Source organism: Pseudovibrio sp. Ad46 (assembly GCF_001623065.1).
In the GTDB taxonomy this organism is placed as follows: Bacteria; Pseudomonadota; Alphaproteobacteria; order Rhizobiales; family Stappiaceae; genus Pseudovibrio.
Window position 1 is genome coordinate 1 of sequence record NZ_LMCG01000070.1, and the last position, 17,286, is coordinate 17,286.

Sequence of the window (17,286 nt, forward strand, 5' to 3'; positions counted from 1 at the left end):
ATGCCGTCGAGCGTTTCAAGCCCCCTTGTCACACATCAGTTAGAGTCCCATCAATCCATGAAGAGCTCGTTGCAGCCTTAAACAATACCATCAGGTTTCGCGTATGCAGCAAGTCGCTTGATGACCAATAGCTGACATTCGCCTCGGTACAGAGCTCACCCTATTTTTCGGGCTTGCTATTTCTAGTTGTTGCTATGAAACGCTGTATGAAGACGATTAAGTAACTCCCCAATATCTTCTTAAGCAAGGCCAATTCTCTATTGTCTGCTGCGAATGTTTGGCCTTGCTGGACGTTTGAAAATGGTGAGGATCGGCTACGATGTAACTTGGACCATTGTCTTCTAACAAAATTACCAGATCATAAGAGAAATAAGAACTTACAATACTTGTGGCAGCCATGGGCATTGCAACATATTTAGCTACACACCGTTAGAGCCGTTGAGATACAGTTGTTGTAAGGACCCTATTAGATGTTCTGTGGATGGTACGGTTACTAATTGGCTTCACCGTTCGGCTCACAGCAAATGCACCGAAGGTCTTGTCTTACTAAGTGTAGGTTTCCGGTAAAAATACTGGGTCAGAGAAGATAGAATCTGACCCAAATGTACTGGGTTTTAGCCTTGAAAAGCAGGCAACACGACTATTGTGGATGCATTGGGGTCGGTCACTGAGTGACGGATTTTCTTGTATGGTTGATATTCTGGATCATTGTACCAGGCATCAAAGACAGCACGGCTGGCAAACTTCAGAATTAAGGTGTTCTCTTTCTGGTAGGTCCCTTCAATGACATCGGGATGCTGAGAAACAGCAATCCGCTCGACACCATGACGGGCGCTAATCGATCCTAGATGGGCTGAGTAGTCATTGAAGTAGCGGTCAACATCATGAATGCTCAGTTGAACAATGGCGTAGACAGCTGTGTTTTCTTCTTCCTGTGTCATCTGGTAACTCCTCGGATTAAAGGGGATGGAACAAACTCTTCAACGGGTGGATTTAAGTGCACTCATCACCACAATTGTCAGACCAACGCCGACGGTAGCGAGGCCGCCCCATTGAATGACTGATGGTGTTTCTCCGGTAAGGGGAACTCCGATAATCAACGCAAAAACAGGAACTAAAGCAGGAAACATAGCAGCCTGAGCCGCACCCAATATCTGAACCGACTTAGCAAATGCAATCATAGCCACAACACCAGACAGAACACCTTGCACAATGAGCTGGGTCACCAGAATGTGTACTGACTGCGCAGTGAAAACATCAACACCACGAGAGCTGAGATAGATTGGCCCAACAGTCAAAAGTCCTGCGATTGAAACAACTGTAGTCACGTCAAGCGCGTTTAGTTTCCAGTGCTGCTGCAACACACTAAAGCCAGCCCAAAGCATTCCTGCGACAATGAAAAATGTATCACCAATGAAAATCTCAAGAGAACTGGTCATGGCAGCCGGACCAGCAATGAGAGCAAGACCAATAAGTTTTATCAGCGTCCCAAATATGCGCTGTAGGCCAAGTTGTTCACTCAGAAAAATACGAGCAAGCAAAAACCCGCCAAGCATCATAGAGGCCGGCACAATAACGGCACCGTGCGTCAATGGCGCATAAATATAGCCGCCTACACCGAGCAACACGAAGGGAGGTCCTAACAGGACAGACACAACAGCTGCTTGTAAGAGGGAGATGCGCTTGAGGGGATTACGTCGCACGATCAAAAGAAACAGCAGCACGAGAGGACCTGCTACAATATAACGGAGAAATGCGATATCAAACCCATCAAGGCCTGCGGTGACGCCGACACGCGAGAGTGAGAGATACGCACCCCAGATTAGACTGGCGGTAAGCCCGGCAATTATCCCTGGACCGAGACTTGGGACTTTCTTAACGGGGCATTCCAATAAAACGCTTTTCATTTCCGTTTTAGTGGCCTGAACATGAAACATTTTGTTTCTCCTTCGCAACCGGTCTACTTGTCGACCAATATGTTGAGCAGGACCAAAGCGGATCAGACGGCGTATCGGTTTATCCCGGAAGATGCTGAGATTTACGTCGCTAACACGACAGACTAGAAATCAAGGCGATCTCATAGTGCGACGTCCCTCGCAGAAGCAACCCATCGACAAAATAGCAGGATGTCTGAGAGGGCAACGCCACCACCTTCTTAACTGTGAGAGTATCTGCGGGGAGCAGTGTTCACTGGAGTTCTCAGGATTGATTAGGATAACCGGGCCGTGACAGGCCCAATTTGCCGACTTATGTTTTTGTTGTTCGCTGTGGTCCTGAATGGATCGGTTAAGGAATATATGGCAGTACTGGCACGCGTGATAAATCGGTTATCCGGTCAACGCACTATTGCTCAGGAGCAACAATGAAAGAGCTTGATGGGTTGATGGAGTTTTGCGCTGTCGTTGAAAACGGTGGTTTCAAAAGAGCTGCAGAGTCTCTTGATGTATCGACATCATTCATTAGCCGCCGAGTTTCCAATCTCGAAAATCGCTTAGGGGTGCTATTGCTGCACCGGACGACGCGTAGCGTGAATCTAACAGATATCGGGGAGCAATATTACCTGCGTTCAAAAGCGATATTGGCAGATATACACGCACTATCAGCTGACTTAGCTGAACAGCAAAACCTGGTAAAGGGGCGTATCCGAGTAGCCGCTGGGGGAATATTTGGCGAGACTTGGGTGGCCAGTGCTCTTGTTGATTTTGCCAGATCGCACCCTGAGGTTGAACTTGACCTTGAAATAAGTGACCGGCCTGTAGACTTGGCCAGAGAAAAGTTTGACCTGGCTATTCGTCATGGAATGCCATCAGACCCTGATTTGACAGTTAGCAGGATAGGAAGCCGACGGATGATGGTTTGTGCGTCTCCAGATTATCTGAGAGAGTATGGTGAGCCAAACGAGCCGGAGGATCTGGTATCTCATTCTTGCTTAATAACACCGGGCTTGCGCTGGCTCTTTGCCAGGAATGACGACACATTTGAAGTCCGGGTTTCCGGTCGTTGGGCCAGCAATAATGGGCGAGCGCTAATGATTGCTGCATGTGCAGGTTTAGGATTCACGAGGCTCGCTGAAGGGTATCTGACCAGCGCATTAAAGTCGGGTGCTTTGGTTGCCGTCCTCAAGCCCTATGAGATATCACCCCAGGAGACCCTCTTGGTATATCCATCTCGTGCATTCCTTCCCTTCCGGGTACGCTCGCTCGTGGAACATTTGAAGAAATACTGAAGTCAAACAGCCCCTTCCAGTTGCCCTTCATGAAGCTCATTTATTAAGCAGTCGTTTGAACCCACCGCATTCAAAAGCAATACAATGCTCCAGCAACTCAGCCCCCCCTGAGATTGTTGCTCCTGAGCAATAGTGCGTTGACCGAACAACCAGTTTATCACGCACGTCAGTACTGCCATATTTCCCTCATCTGATCTATTGAGGACCAAAGCACACTAAATAACATTTGTCCGAAGGCTCAGGTTCGCACTGTCCAACAAACGTTGTCACTACTGGAAAATATGACTTGATAAGCAGATCGCGAGTAATCGCTTTGCCCTCTTTCAGGCAATGGTGAAACGATCATCGGCTTGATCAATCTCGTGTCTTTCTCATCTTCATGTCTTGAATTGAGTCACAAGATAGCCCCGTTTTCCAGTCTTTAGTCATGCAGTGTTTGACTTGACCGATCATAATTCAACCAAGTAGAGGAAACATCTACAATGTCTTTACATGAAAAAATTGCGACCTTAAAAGCTCAAGTCGAAAAAAAACTGCCTCAGAAGACTCGCGATGTCATGGACCGAGCTACTGCAGATCTGGCAGCATCAGGCATTTTGAATGGCACTATTAAAGTTGGCGATACGCTTCCTGGTTTCACCTTGCCCAATCAGAATGGCACACCAGTCAACTCTAACGAGTTGCTTAAGAACGGTCCACTGGTGATCAGTGTTTTCCGAGGAGCGTGGTGCCCTTATTGCATGTTAGAGCTTGAAGCTCTGGAAGAAGTTTCACAGCAGTTCCAAGAAGCTGGTGCGAACATATTGATTATTTCGCCACAAACTCAAGCAGCTTCGCTCAAAACCAAAACCGAGAAAGGTCTATCTTACGATATCATTTCGGATCTTGGTAGTCTTTATACCAGCAAGCTCGGTCTCGTTTTCTCTCTACCTGAGGATCTGCGCAAGGTTTATAAAGGGATCGGTATCGACCTACCAAGTTTTAACGGAGATGAAAGTTGGGAACTCCCTATGCCGGCGCGCCTGATTATTAGCCAAACAGGCAAAGTCATGAACGCTGACATTAGTCCGGACTACACCAAACGTCCTGAACCAACAGACACTCTTCGGGAACTTCTTGATATGGCGAAGCAAGATCTGACCAACGCGTAGCCTGAAAGCGATTGGCGGCACGCGATGGCAGCACGTGCCGCCACGTCTCACAGGATTGATAGCAGAATCTCCTGCTTGCTTAGTCACAACGCTGTGAGGGCTTGAAAAGTCGATTATTTGCGATTGAATTGCTGATCTGGCAGCATACATAGGATTGATCAGTGTTGCTCTGGATTTCAGGGTATTTTAGTGACCTACTGAAAGGTATACTTGTATGAACACAATCACGGTGCCTAAATCTCCTTTGATCTGGTCTCTCTTTAGCTTGCGCCTGAGTATATCTATTGTGTTTGTCCTTTGGACACTAAATAAATTCCTTAGCCCTGACTCGACGGCGAAGACTTTCGAAGCTTTCTATGGCTTTTCAGCTATGAGCGAGGCTCTCTCGTTTGCACTCGGCGGAATACAAGCACTCATCGTCATCTGCTTTCTTGTTGGGTTTAAGAAACGTCTTTCGATAGGCGCCATTTTGATCATGCATATCATATCGACTCTTGTCTCTTTCGAGCGATATCTCGATCCGTTCACAAGCCCCAACCTCCTATTCTTCGCAGGATGGCCCATGTTAGCCGGTCTCCTCACTCTCTATCTTCTACGAGATTACGATACCAAGTTCTCAATAGAGTGCGGCGTTAAGACGTAAATCAACGATGACGGTGCTGTTCGATTACAGGGGTGTAAGTTCGACATTCTTACGAATAGTTTGCTCCCAATGAGGAGGCAATCATCTCTTCAAGATCGTTTCCACTGATGGTAGTAATCCGTGAATGGCAGCTCTTGGCCCTCGACGCTAGCCGCCACCTCTCACTGATCAGAGTTTTCTGCGTTGCAGCGAAGGGCAGCAATGTCCGCTAAGCCCTCGTCAGTATGATACTATATTCCTCAGTATGAATCTTTATTACTGAGTATGATACTTTATTACTCTCCTACAATAATACCGGCGGCTTCAGTATGCAACTTTATTACTTAGTATGATACTTTATTACTCTCCCACAAAAAACCAATAGTTTTTCTGAGCAACTATTCAACCGTAACGGATTTCGCCAGGTTACGTGGCTGGTCCACGTCTGTGCCCATGAAGACAGCGGTGTGGTAGGACAGCATTTGCAGTGGCAGAGCGTAGATGAGTGGTGCAACGATTTCAGGAAGTTCTGGCAGAATGATCATCTGGTCAGCAGCAACACCTGCTGCCTCAGCACCTTTTTCATCTGTGAACAATGCAATCTCGCCGCCACGAGCTGCCACTTCCTGCATGTTGGAAACAGTCTTCCCGTAAACACCATCGAATGGCGCGACAACCAAAACCGGCATATTCTCGTCAATCAGCGCAATCGGGCCGTGCTTTAGCTCGCCTGCTGCATAGCCTTCTGCATGAATGTAGGAAAGCTCTTTCAGCTTCAAAGCCCCTTCCAGTGCCAACGGAAAGCTCGTACCGCGTCCAAGGAAGAGCGCATGATGCTTCTTGGACATCCACGGTGCCAGCTTTTCGATCTGAGGCTCCAGTTTTAACGCCTGCATCGCGTGTGCAGGCAGCTCGGAAAGAGCACCAACCAGCTCTTTTTCCTGATCTTCACTCAAGTTTCCACGCTGACGGCCAGCAAGAACGGCAAGGCTGGCAAGCACAGCAAGCTGACAGGTGAAGGCTTTCGTAGACGCAACGCCAATTTCCGGCCCAGCAAAGATCGGGAACACCAGATCGGATTCACGCGCAATCGTGCTCTCAGGCACGTTAACCACTGCGCCGATGGTCATACCCTGCTCTTTACAGTAGCGCAGCGATGCAAGGGTATCTGCCGTTTCACCAGACTGAGAAATGAACAGAGCCAGATCACCTTCGCCCAGAGGCATTTCGCGATAACGGAACTCCGAAGCAATATCGATGTCTACCGGAAGGCGAGCATACTTCTCAAACCAATACTTTGCTGTCAGACCAGCGTAATACGCAGTACCGCATGCGGAAATCACAAGCCGATTGATCTTGGAGAAATCAAAATCATTCCCCTCAGGCAGAGTGACCTTACCCTCATTGAATTTCAGGTACTGCGAAATTGCATGACCTAACACTTCTGGTTGCTCATGGATTTCTTTTGCCATGAAGTGCCGGTAGTTGCCCTTGTCCATCATGGTAGAACTCACACTGGATGTGTGAACAGCCCGCTCGGCAGCAACATTGTTGTCATCAAAGATCTGTGCACCAGCGCGTGTCACGACAACCCAGTCACCCTCTTCTAGGTAACTAATGCGATCAGTGAAAGGAGACAGCGCAATTGCGTCAGAGCCGAGGAACATTTCGCCCTCACCATACCCAACAGCAAGCGGCGAGCCACGGCGTGCGCCAATCATCAGATCATCCTGATCAGCAAACAAAATTGCGAGCGAAAAAGCACCTTTCAGGCGGCCAAGAACGGCAGCAACAGCATCCTGCGGAGACTTACCGCTTTTCACTTCCAGTGAAATGAGATGCGCAACAACTTCAGAATCCGTTTCAGTGGAAAGCTTCACTCCCGCCCTGCGCACCTCTTCGCGCAACTCGAGGAAGTTCTCGATAATACCGTTGTGAACCACCATCACACCATCAGAAGCGTGTGGATGCGCATTCTCAACAGTCGGAGCACCATGCGTCGCCCAACGGGTGTGGCCAATGCCACTCACGCCGCCAAGAGGGTTGCCTTCCAGCACAGCTTCCAGATTGCGCAGTTTCCCTTTCGCACGACGGCGAACCAACTCACCATTTTGGACAGTTGCAATACCAGCAGAGTCATATCCGCGATACTCAAGCCGTTTCAGCGCATCTACCAGCAATGGTGCAACAGGTGTCTGCCCCAAAATTCCGACAATACCGCACATATATGTTCTCCTTGGATTCCCACCTCGCAACTGGTGCGAGCATCAACTTTAGGCCAAGTCTTTAGCCCGATGCTTCTATGCGAGGGAAATCAATCCGTGTTTCGTTTCGTTACAGCTTGAGGATAATTGAGTAAGCACACCGCCAACCTCAGCAATGTGCATCAATATTACTCAGCCCTTTCTTGAAGCTTTAGCCGCGGCAAGCTTTTCACGCATTACAGCAGCACGACCTTCTTTGTTGACCTGCTGGCCTCGGCCAATCGCCAATGCGTCCGCTGGCACATCAGAGGTCACCACAGATCCGGCAGCAACAAAGGCGCCATCCCCCAGCTTAACCGGGGCAACAAGCACGCTGTCTGAGCCAACAAAACTGCCTGCTCCGATATCTGTGTGATGTTTCAAATAGCCATCATAATTACAGGTGATTGTACCCGCTCCAATGTTGGACTTCGCACCGATGCGCGCATCACCGATGTAGGAGAGATGATTGACCTTTGCGCCAGCCTCAACCTTTGCGTTCTTGATCTCGACAAAGTTGCCAATATGAGCCCCCTCGCCAATCTCAGCACCAGGACGCAGCCGGGCATAAGGACCAACAGTCGCATCAGCACTCACACGCGCATTCTCCAGATGAGAAAACGCACGGATACGAGCTCCGCCATCAACATGTACACCCGGGCCAAACACCACATTCGGCTCCACAATGACATCCGGCTCAATCTCGGTATCAAATGAGAAGTAGACGGTCTCTGGTGCGCGCAATGTCACTCCGTTTTCCATGAAAGTTTCGCGTTGGACCTGCTGGAACACAGCTTCACAGGAGGCAAGTTGAGCCCGGTTATTAATGCCCTGAACTTCTTTTTCATCACCAAGTTCAGAAACAACCTTCATCCCTTTGTTGCGCGCAACCTCAACGGCATCCGTCAGATAATATTCACCCTTGGCGTTGTCGTTTTTGATTTCAGCAATCAAATCAGGCAGAGCGTTGCCCTTGAACGCCATGATACCCGCATTGCAAAGAGTGACTCTGCGTTCCTCATCTGTTGCTTCTTTTTCCTCACGGATAGCAACAAGCCCACCATCGCTTTCAAGCAAGCGACCATAACCGAATGGGTTCTCAGCTTCAAAGCCTAGAACAACAACATCCGCCCCGCCAGACAAGCGCTCGCGCAAACGGTGCAGCGTGTCAGCCTTCACAAGCGGAGTATCTCCGAAAAGAACAAGAACATGATCAGAGGCGTCGTTATAAGCCTCCTCGGCAGCTTTCACAGCATGCGCAGTGCCCAGTCGGTCAACCTGAACATGGCAGGTCGCATGTGGAGCGCGCAGGGCGACATGCTCTTCCAGCTTCGCCATCTCAGGGCCAACCACAACAGCGACTTTATCAGCACCAGCATGCATAACGGAATTCAGGACGTGTCCGACAAGTGGCAATCCGCCAATTTCGTGCATCACCTTTGGCAAGGCCGAACGCATACGCGTTCCTAATCCAGCAGCCAGAACAATTGCCAAACAAGAACTATTGGACATGCAAACCCCTTGGGAACCTAGAATTACAAACTGACAGGCAAATTGCACGAGTGCTTTGGCATTTCAAAGAACATCGCAGTGCTTTCACCAAGAAAATCAGCGCACCCATTAGAAGTAGCAGATAGTGTTTAATACATCTTTTTCAGATTGCATTTGCACTTTGTTAACCATAAAAAACCAAGTTAATACATATAGTTAGGATTAGATTCGAATACGAGGCGACTGGAAGCTTTGAGACTTCCTCATAAAATCAACGAGTTACGACAGGAACCGAAAGTACTGCGAGAACGCATAACTGTTCTTGCATGGGGTATTGCTGCGCTCTCGTTTGTCGCCCTCGCCGCCTCCGCAGTGCAGATGCCTGCCAAATTCGCCTCCCAACAGGCAATTTATTCGCAGATCACACTCCCTCTCCCCGCTCCCGGCCCGGTTACGACAACCGCCTCTATTGGCAGTCAAACAGCTCAAAACGCGTTCCAAGTGTATGAAAATACCCGCGGAAACGAATCACAACAGAACCTGCAAAACTCAAAAGAATTGCATGCTGTGAGGGAAGAAATCATATCTTTACGCCGTTCTGTGCTGCGTCTCACAGAGCAAAACCGCAGACTATCAGGTCATGTTAAGGCGCTTGATGAAGCTGCAGCGCACAAAACATCAGAAGCTGAAATCCCTGCGGCATCAGCCATAACCGCGATTAAGCTGAAGCAGAAACCGGCGACCCCAATAGAAACCCTGCCAGCACCTGAATTCTTGCAAGCTTCAGCACCAATCACTACAGCAAGTTCTCTGCCAGAACTCAAGCTCTCCGAAGTCGGTACACGTGCCGCCATCGCTTTACCAAAAGCTTCTAATCCAGAGACAGTCGCCTCCATTCCTGAGAGGGCATCGGCTCTCGATCTACCTGAGTTTCAAAAAACACCGGCAGCAGGCAAACTTCGCCAGTCGGGAACTCGAAGAATTCTGCGCACGTCCTTTGCCATTGAACTGGGCAATTTCGAAGATGCAAACTCACTGGAAAGCAAGTGGCAAAGGCTGAAGGAAGACAATCCTCTCCTGCTCGGAAAACTGAAGAAACGCGTTTCCGCTGCAAAAGTAGATGGCGCTACAAAATACACGCTGACAGCCGGCCCGTTTTACAACGCTGCAGACACCGCTGTTGTGTGCGCAAGACTGGCGCGAGAAAAAGTCAATTGCTTGCCAACCATTTTCCAATAAGTTGCTCTCATCTTTTAGCACCTAAGCATTGAGGCGCTTGTCAGCAATGACGTGAGCGTTTCTTCGTGCCTTGCAGGTCTTTTCGGAATACCACGCGTGTCTCATTCATCTTCGAGCTCAAATTGGGCCTCAACATACGCCCTGTTGTTTCTCATGCCCATTTTCATGAGCTCCAACATAATAATTGCCAAACCAGCCATTGCCCATACAGAGCCATGGACCCTTGCTTTTTTTAGATGGGGCCTTGCCTCACTTATTCTTTTGCCGTTCACATATCGTGAGCTCAAAGCCAGCATGCCGCTGATCCGCAAAAACCTGAAGCTCCTCAGCTTCATGGCATTCCTCGCAATGTGGATTTGCGGAGCTATTGTCTATCTGGCACTAAAAGAAACATCGGCGACCAACGGAACATTGATTTACTCAGCTGCCCCTGCCCTTATCCTGGCGCTTGAATGGCTCTTCAGAGGGCGAGCAGTTGCCATAAGGGAGTTTGCCGGGATCTCACTCGCCATCATCGGTGTCTTTGTGATTGTGACCAAAGGCTCGCTCGGCAACCTGCTCAACTTACAACTAAACAGCGGCGACTTGTTGTTTGCCTTGTGTACGCTGAGCTGGGCAATTTACTCCGTACTCATCAAGAAAAGCCAGTTACAAGCAATCTCTACAGCTCCTTTGTTTGCAATCCTCGCCATTCTTGGAACCATAATTCTGGCACCATTTGCAGTCGCTGAAATGGCGATCACAGCCTCGATACCGGATACAGGTGAAGTCTGGATGTCTATCGCAGGCGTCGCACTAATCGCTTCAGTGGCCTCTTTCCTGACTTACCAGTTCAGCATCCGACTGGTTGGGCCATCGATCGCTGGCATGTTCATGTACCTGATGACACCATATGGTGTCGGCATGGCAGTCCTGTTTTTGGGAGAGCAACTCCAGGCGTTCCATTATCTGGGCTTCATCCCAATCATGGCAGGGCTTTTGCTGGCAACCTTGCCAGCAAGCTTATTCCGGCGAAAAGCCAGCGCTTAGAAACTAAAGCAATACACCAAGCACAAAAAAGCAGGCCCTAGAGCCTGCTTTTTTCATCTCAAAATCTGGAGCGTCCATTAGCCGATCTGCGAAAAGACCGGGAAGGTTTCGAGCAACCAGAAGGAAAATGCCTGAATGTAACCGGTCAGGAAACCAACACCGGTGAGCACGAGAAACGCACCCATCACCTTTTCAACCATCCCCATGTGCTTACGAAAGCGCGCCATGAAGCCCATAAACGGCCCTGCAAACATCGCAGCAATCATGAATGGCACACCAATACCCAGCGCATAGGCAGCGAGCAGAATAACACCCTGATTAACGGAGGCCTGCGTACCCGCAATCAAGAGAATACTTGCCAGAACTGGGCCGATACACGGTGTCCAGCCAAAACCAAAAGCAAGCCCCATCAGATAAGCACCGCCAAAACCACCCGGCTGACGATCAATCTGCACACGCGCTTCGCGGTAAAGGAACCCAATTTTAAAGGCGCCAAGAAAATGCAGGCCCATAATAATGATCATGCCGCCAGCCAAATAGGCAAGATACTGCGAATACTGCAGAACAAACTGACCAAGGAATGAAGCACTTGCACCAAGCAACACAAACACGGTTGAGAAACCGGCAACGAAACACATTGCGGCAACCATAACCCGATTACTTTGTGCAGCGCTCTTATCTTCGCTCGTCACCTCTTCGATGGACAAACCAGCAATATACCCAAGATAAGGCGGCACCAGCGGCAATACGCAGGGAGAAACAAAAGACAAAATGCCTGCGAAAAAAGCGCCCCAAAGGGTGATGTCTTGCAACATATAGCTATCCTAATTCCACTTGGAATGCATCCACATGACCTGACGTTTGCACGCACGGAAGCGTGACGACATCATAGTCCATCAATAGATCACCAAGGCTTATATATACAATTTTGCTGAAAGTTGGATGTGTTTCGTCAAACAGGCAAGAAAATCTGCGACACATTTTGGTGAACGGTAGGTAAGAACAGCTACCTACCGTCAACCACAAATATCAACTGTGACCTTTAGTTGTCACGTACAACCAGAACAGACTGGTTGGCATGGCGCACGACACGCGCCGCATTCGGTCCAAGCAGGAAGTCTTTCAGCTCAGGACGATGCGAGGACAAAACAATCAGATCAGTGCCCAGCTTATCTGCTGCGCTTGTGATCTCTTCATAGATCGTTCCGTGAGCAATATGCCCTTTCACATCCAGCTCCTCATCAGGAAGCTGCGTATCAAGAAACTCTTCAAGAGCCTCACGCGTACGCTCCAAGGCCTCAGTTTCAAACTCGCGAGCGAAATAACCACCAACGATAGATTTGCCAAAGTCCGGCAGAACCGTCACCACATGAAGCTGAGCTTTGTAATGACGAGCCAGATCAACAGCCACGGGAAGCGCAGTTTTCCAGCTGCTTTCTTCGTTCAAATCCAAAGGCAGCAAGATATTGGAGTACATTTCCCAACTCCTCAAAAATTATAGTTTTATGGCACAGCCCGCTTAAAAAGCGGGCTGTGTTTGGCGTCGACGTTGAAGTGCAACAACCAGCAAGAGCAGAAGCAAAGCTGGAATGTAGAACAGCTGTTTTGGCAGTCGTTCTGCATCCACCTGAGAGCTTACGATCACAACCGGAACATCTCCGTAAAAGTCAAAGCCCTGCAGTTTTTCAGCAAATGTCGTGCCTGGGAATGGTTCATCAAGCACCACAGCTCCATCATCCTGCATGGTAACCAGACCAGATGCATCAAGTCGTGCGTCAGCCCCCTGCTCCTCACCAATTGATAGAGGCAATGTCAGTGTCAGGATTTTATCCATATCATCAAAATCCGGACCTGCGAGGTTAAGACGCACCATATCACCCGGCTGAGCTTCACCAACCATCTCCATGATTTGCGGACCTGTAGCAGTTACGTATGGATCCTGCACCTGATCGAGCCAGAAGCCCGGACGGAACAGCGTAAACGCAATGAGAAGCAGAGCAACAGATTCCCACAGACGGGAGCGCGCAAAGAAGTACCCTTGCGTTGCCGCAGCAAACAACATCATCGCCACCACAGAGACGATAAAGACGAAGACAGCCTGAAGTGGCTCAACATCAATCAGCAGAAGATCCGTGTTGAAGATAAACAGGAACGGGAGGGCTGCAGTACGCAAAGAATAAATGAAGCCCTGAACACCGGTCTTGATCGGATCACCACGACTGATCGCAGCTGCCGCAAAGGCGGCTAGCCCCACCGGAGGCGTCACATCCGCCATAATACCGAAATAGAAGACGAAGAAGTGAACTGCGATCAGCGGAACAATAAATCCGGTCTGCTCACCAAGGTCCACAACAACCAACGCCATCAGAGAGGACACAACAAGGTAGTTCGCCGTGGTTGGTAGCCCCATACCAAGGATCAAACTCATCACCGCAACTAGCACCAGCATCAGCAACAGGTTACCGCCAGACAGGAACTCAACCAATGCAGCAATCATCTGGTGCATGCCGGTCAAGGACACAGTCCCCACGATGATACCTGCAGCAGCGGTCGCAACCGCAATGCCGATCATGTTGCGAGCACCGCCGATCATGCCTTCAACGAAGTCCACAATACCCTGCCATGTGCGGCCGGCCTGAGATTCTTTACGGAAGAGAGCTTTCAACTGATGCTGGGTCACAACGATGAAGGTCATCGCCATAGTCGCGTAGAACGCAGACAGGGAGGGTGAGAACCGCTCGACGAGAATACACCAGATCAGAACAACGATCGGCAGGATGAAGTAGTAACCGGTACGGCCAACATCACCAGCAGCAGGCAACTCACTCACCGGCGCATTAGGATCGTCCACCTCAAGGTCTGAAACCTGCGCGGCGATATACACCAACCACAAATAGCCAGCAGCAAACAACGCTAGCACAACAGGGAACGTAAGTGCCGGGAATGCAGTCTTCGTCCAGCCCAGACCGTAATACACGGCAGCACCCACAAGTGTGATACCGATAAAGCCTGTCAAAACACCAATCAGGCGCTGCAAAATGGTTACATGAACCGGAGGCTTAGGCAGACCTTTCAGGTTCATCTTCAACGCTTCAAGATGCACGATGTACACCAGTGCGATATAAGAAATCACGGCTGGAATGAAGGCGTGAATAACAACCTGATGATAACTGGTGCCAGTGAATTCGGCGATCAGGAAGGCTGCAGCCCCCATCACAGGCGGCATCAGCTGACCATTCACAGAGGAAGCCACTTCAACAGCACCCGCCTTTTCAGCAGGAAAGCCGGTCCGCTTCATCAAAGGAATGGTGAACGTACCAGTGGTCACAACATTCGCAATGGAAGAACCAGAATAAAGACCACTCATCGCAGAGGCAAGAACCGCCGCTTTTGCAGGGCCACCACGCAAATGTCCAAGAAGCGCAAACGCGGCCTTGATAAAGTAGTTACCCGCGCCAGCTTTCTCCAGCAGCGAACCAAACAGCACAAACAGGAAGATCATGGACGCCGAAACGCCAACAGCAACGCCAAAGACGCCCTCCTCCTGAATCCAGTAATGCCACATGGCTTTACCATAGGAGGCACCACGCCATTGAATGACGTCTGGCAGCCAAGGAGAGTTGCCAAACATCGCGTAGCCAACAAAAACCGCAGCAACAATAACGAGAGGCAGACCAAGGCTCCGGTACACCGCAATCGCAAGCACAGTCAGGCCAGTGGTGGCCACAATCAGATCCATCTGAGTTGGAAGACCGGCGCGATTAGCGATCTCAGAGCGCATAATCACAAGGTAGAGACAAGCCGCAGCGCCTAAAAATGCGAGCACCCAATCATACCACGGTATGGTATGTCGTGGGCTGCGGGAAAACAGAGGGTATGCAAAAGCAGCAAGCACCAGGCCAAATGCCAGGTGAATGTTTCTAACTGCGGAATTGTTGAAAATGAGATTGATGCCAAAGGTATCATTCAACCAAAATGGAACGTTCGAGGCCACATAAAGCTGAAAGACGGACCAGATAAAGGCAATGGCAGCAATCATCACGCCTAGCCCACCGGCCAGGCTTCGTGCACCGGTATCTGCCTGAGCGACCAATTCTTGCGCATCAACCTGCGCTTTGTGTCGTTCTGGACTCATTTGCACCCCCAAATACAGTTCCCCCTTTGCCTTAGCTGTAAAGGCAGAGCAAGAAACCTACTAAATCTCATAGAAAGCCAAAAAATGCGGGGCCAGAACAGCCCCGCATCGTAGAAAACTTGGGTAGATTACATCCAACCACGTTCTTTGTAGTACTTCACTGCACCGTCATGCAGAGGAGCTGTCAAGGAAGCCTTGATCATCTCTTCTTCTTTCAGGTTTTTGAATGCAGGGTGCAGTTTTTTGAAGTCGTCGAAGTTTTCGAAGACAGATTTAACAATGACGTAAACAACATCATTAGGCACTGCTGCGGAAGAAACGAAGGTTGCACCAACACCAAAGGTGTTGATGTCTTCTGCGTTGTTGTACATGCCTGCTGGGATAGTTGCTTTACGGTAGAAGGAGTATTTGTCGACCAGATCGTCGATCGCTTTACCTTCAACGTTTACAAGCTGCGCATCACAGGTGCTTACAGTTTCCTGAGTAGATGCGGATGGGTGACCAACCAGCCAGTAGTAAGCATCGATTTTGCCGTCACAAAGCGCAGAACCAGCTTCCGCAGACTTCAGCTCAGTCGCCAGAGCAAGATCAGCCTTGTTCACGATACCTTCTTTTTCAAGAAGCTGCCAGGTCGCATACTGACCGGAACCTGGGTTACCGATGTTGACTTTCTTACCCTTAAGGTCGGTGTAGTTGTTTACGCCGGAACCTTTAGAAGCAAGCATTGTTACTGGCTCAGGATGTACGGAAAATACAGAGCGCAGCTCACCGAAAGGCTTGCCATCCCACTGGGAGCGACCTTCGTATGCATTCGCCTGCACGTCAGACTGAGCAACACCGAACTCCAGCTCACCATTTTGAATGGTGTTGATGTTGTAAACAGAACCACCTGTAGATTCTACAGAACAACGGATACCGTGCTCTTTACGGGTCTTGTTTACAAGACGACAGATCGCACCACCAGTTGGGTAGTAAACACCAGTAACACCGCCGGTGCCGATGGATACGAAACGATTTTCTGCCGAAGCTCCAGTTGCAACGCTAACCGCAATTAGCGCAGCTCCAACTGCAACATTGCTAAGTTTCATACGAACCTCCACTTAAGTTGTAATTGCGCGATCCCGTTACTCACGGTATCGCGAATAGGAAATCTTGGCATTTTAACCATCAGACACGCCTATTTCCCACTGGCACAGAATGAAAGATGCCAAAAGCGGTGAAATACGTACACATCTATTGCTTGGATTACCAGTAAACTCTCAAGGTTGTTGGTAACAACCAAGCTGCATATCTATTCACCTAACAAACTGATTCAAAAATATATTTTTAGATATATGAGCATTTCGCACACGCGAAAGCCCCACAGATATTTCACGAAAAACTGCCAAAAATCAGGTGATACACCAGCAAACTGCCGATTGCTTCCACAAAATAGTATACTAAGGTATTACAGATTTTGTGAAGTATCACGCTTCATTTCGAGCAACATCTCTACGTTATTTCACCTAGAGAACTAATAATACCCCCAAAACCAAGGGATGAACGAGATGATTGCAGCGCTCTCCCACCTTAGAGCAGATTATAGCGGAAAGCGCATTTTGTGCACCGCACCCTACACTCTGCCAGATGAGGAACATCGCCATAAGAAAAACAAGGAACCAAAACCTAACATCATTTTACTACTCACATTTACATTGAGCTGTTTTCAGCAATCTCATCGTTTAAACAACATAAGAACGGTAAATAAGCGCAAAAAACGCTCCGTGTGGAAAATCGAAAAAACCGCTTGCACTAAGCCCCTGCAATCCTTAGAAGACCCCTCACAGGCAGCGACCTAACGGTCACGCCGAGAGCCCGTAGCTCAGCTGGTAGAGCAACTGACTTTTAATCAGTAGGTCCACGGTTCGAACCCGTGCGGGCTCACCATTTAACCTCATGGTACATAAAGAGGTTCAGCAAAGCTCTCTTCCGGGAGCTTTTTGCGTTTAGGCCTTGTGTCAGCACTATGTCAACAAATGAGAACGTGTCCGTCGTCAAAGATAGTTGGACAAAATTGGCTTTCGATTAGTGGAGTGTCTGGCCCAATTGCGTGTTGATGTTAAGCGGCTTGTGCGTGGTAGCGCAAGCGTCGGTTTTGAATAGTTCTGCGT

12 protein-coding genes and 1 tRNA gene are annotated in these 17,286 nt (G+C 49.2%); 5 read left to right on the forward strand and 8 right to left on the reverse strand.

The features are described from left to right. Positions 1-614: 614 nt before the first annotated feature. Both PsAD46_RS18515 and PsAD46_RS18520 read right to left on the reverse strand, forming a co-directional pair. Positions 615-941 (reverse strand): DUF1330 domain-containing protein, encoded by a 327-nt coding sequence (locus PsAD46_RS18515; protein WP_063288921.1) that lies wholly within the window; start codon positions 939-941, stop codon positions 615-617. Positions 942-980: 39 nt separating this feature from the next. Beyond that, positions 981-1,937, reverse strand: coding sequence for a DMT family transporter (locus tag PsAD46_RS18520; RefSeq protein WP_063288922.1), 957 nt, complete (start codon positions 1,935-1,937; stop codon positions 981-983). Positions 1,938-2,362: 425 nt separating this feature from the next. Between PsAD46_RS18520 and PsAD46_RS18525 the strand changes: the two genes are divergently transcribed. Beyond that, complete coding sequence (locus tag PsAD46_RS18525) at positions 2,363-3,226, forward strand: LysR family transcriptional regulator (protein WP_063291639.1); 864 nt, start codon at positions 2,363-2,365, stop codon at positions 3,224-3,226. 482 nt (positions 3,227-3,708) lie between these two features. Next, complete coding sequence (locus PsAD46_RS18530) at positions 3,709-4,377, forward strand: peroxiredoxin-like family protein (protein WP_063291640.1); 669 nt, start codon at positions 3,709-3,711, stop codon at positions 4,375-4,377. Positions 4,378-5,397: 1,020 nt separating this feature from the next. Here the strand turns inward: PsAD46_RS18530 and glmS are convergent. Together glmS and glmU are read right to left on the reverse strand one after the other, a co-directional pair. Beyond that, positions 5,398-7,224, reverse strand: coding sequence for a glutamine--fructose-6-phosphate transaminase (isomerizing) (glmS, locus tag PsAD46_RS18540; RefSeq protein ID WP_063307582.1), 1,827 nt, complete (start codon positions 7,222-7,224; stop codon positions 5,398-5,400). A 171-nt stretch (positions 7,225-7,395) separates the two neighbouring features. Next, positions 7,396-8,754 (reverse strand): bifunctional UDP-N-acetylglucosamine diphosphorylase/glucosamine-1-phosphate N-acetyltransferase GlmU, encoded by a 1,359-nt coding sequence (glmU, locus tag PsAD46_RS18545; protein WP_063292249.1) that lies wholly within the window; start codon positions 8,752-8,754, stop codon positions 7,396-7,398. Between the two features lie 231 nt (positions 8,755-8,985). Here glmU and PsAD46_RS18550 point away from each other — a divergent pair, with 231 nt between their 5' ends. Together PsAD46_RS18550 and PsAD46_RS18555 are read left to right on the forward strand one after the other, a co-directional pair. Then, positions 8,986-9,972 (forward strand): SPOR domain-containing protein, encoded by a 987-nt coding sequence (locus PsAD46_RS18550; RefSeq protein WP_208981914.1) that lies wholly within the window; start codon positions 8,986-8,988, stop codon positions 9,970-9,972. 96 nt (positions 9,973-10,068) lie between these two features. Next, the gene (locus tag PsAD46_RS18555; RefSeq protein WP_275078118.1) at positions 10,069-11,001 is read left to right on the forward strand and encodes a DMT family transporter; all 933 of its coding nucleotides are present in this window, start codon (positions 10,069-10,071) and stop codon (positions 10,999-11,001) included. A 77-nt stretch (positions 11,002-11,078) separates the two neighbouring features. On the opposite strand, the gene PsAD46_RS18560 is transcribed toward PsAD46_RS18555, so the two are convergent. The 4 genes from PsAD46_RS18560 to PsAD46_RS18575 form a co-directional block, all read right to left on the reverse strand. After that, a complete protein-coding gene (locus tag PsAD46_RS18560; RefSeq protein WP_057462368.1) occupies positions 11,079-11,816 on the reverse strand; it encodes a cytochrome c biogenesis CcdA family protein in 738 nt (245 codons plus the stop codon). 227 nt (positions 11,817-12,043) lie between these two features. After that, a complete protein-coding gene (locus tag PsAD46_RS18565; RefSeq protein ID WP_057462369.1) occupies positions 12,044-12,478 on the reverse strand; it encodes a universal stress protein in 435 nt (144 codons plus the stop codon). Between the two features lie 42 nt (positions 12,479-12,520). Continuing rightward, a complete protein-coding gene (locus PsAD46_RS18570; RefSeq protein ID WP_057462370.1) occupies positions 12,521-15,136 on the reverse strand; it encodes a TRAP transporter permease in 2,616 nt (871 codons plus the stop codon). Positions 15,137-15,264: 128 nt separating this feature from the next. Next, a complete protein-coding gene (locus PsAD46_RS18575) occupies positions 15,265-16,224 on the reverse strand; it encodes a TAXI family TRAP transporter solute-binding subunit (RefSeq protein ID WP_063289846.1) in 960 nt (319 codons plus the stop codon). A 762-nt stretch (positions 16,225-16,986) separates the two neighbouring features. On the opposite strand from PsAD46_RS18575, the gene PsAD46_RS18580 reads away from it, so the two are divergent. Beyond that, positions 16,987-17,062 (forward strand) — tRNA-Lys (locus tag PsAD46_RS18580). The last annotated feature ends 224 nt before the right edge of the window (positions 17,063-17,286 follow it).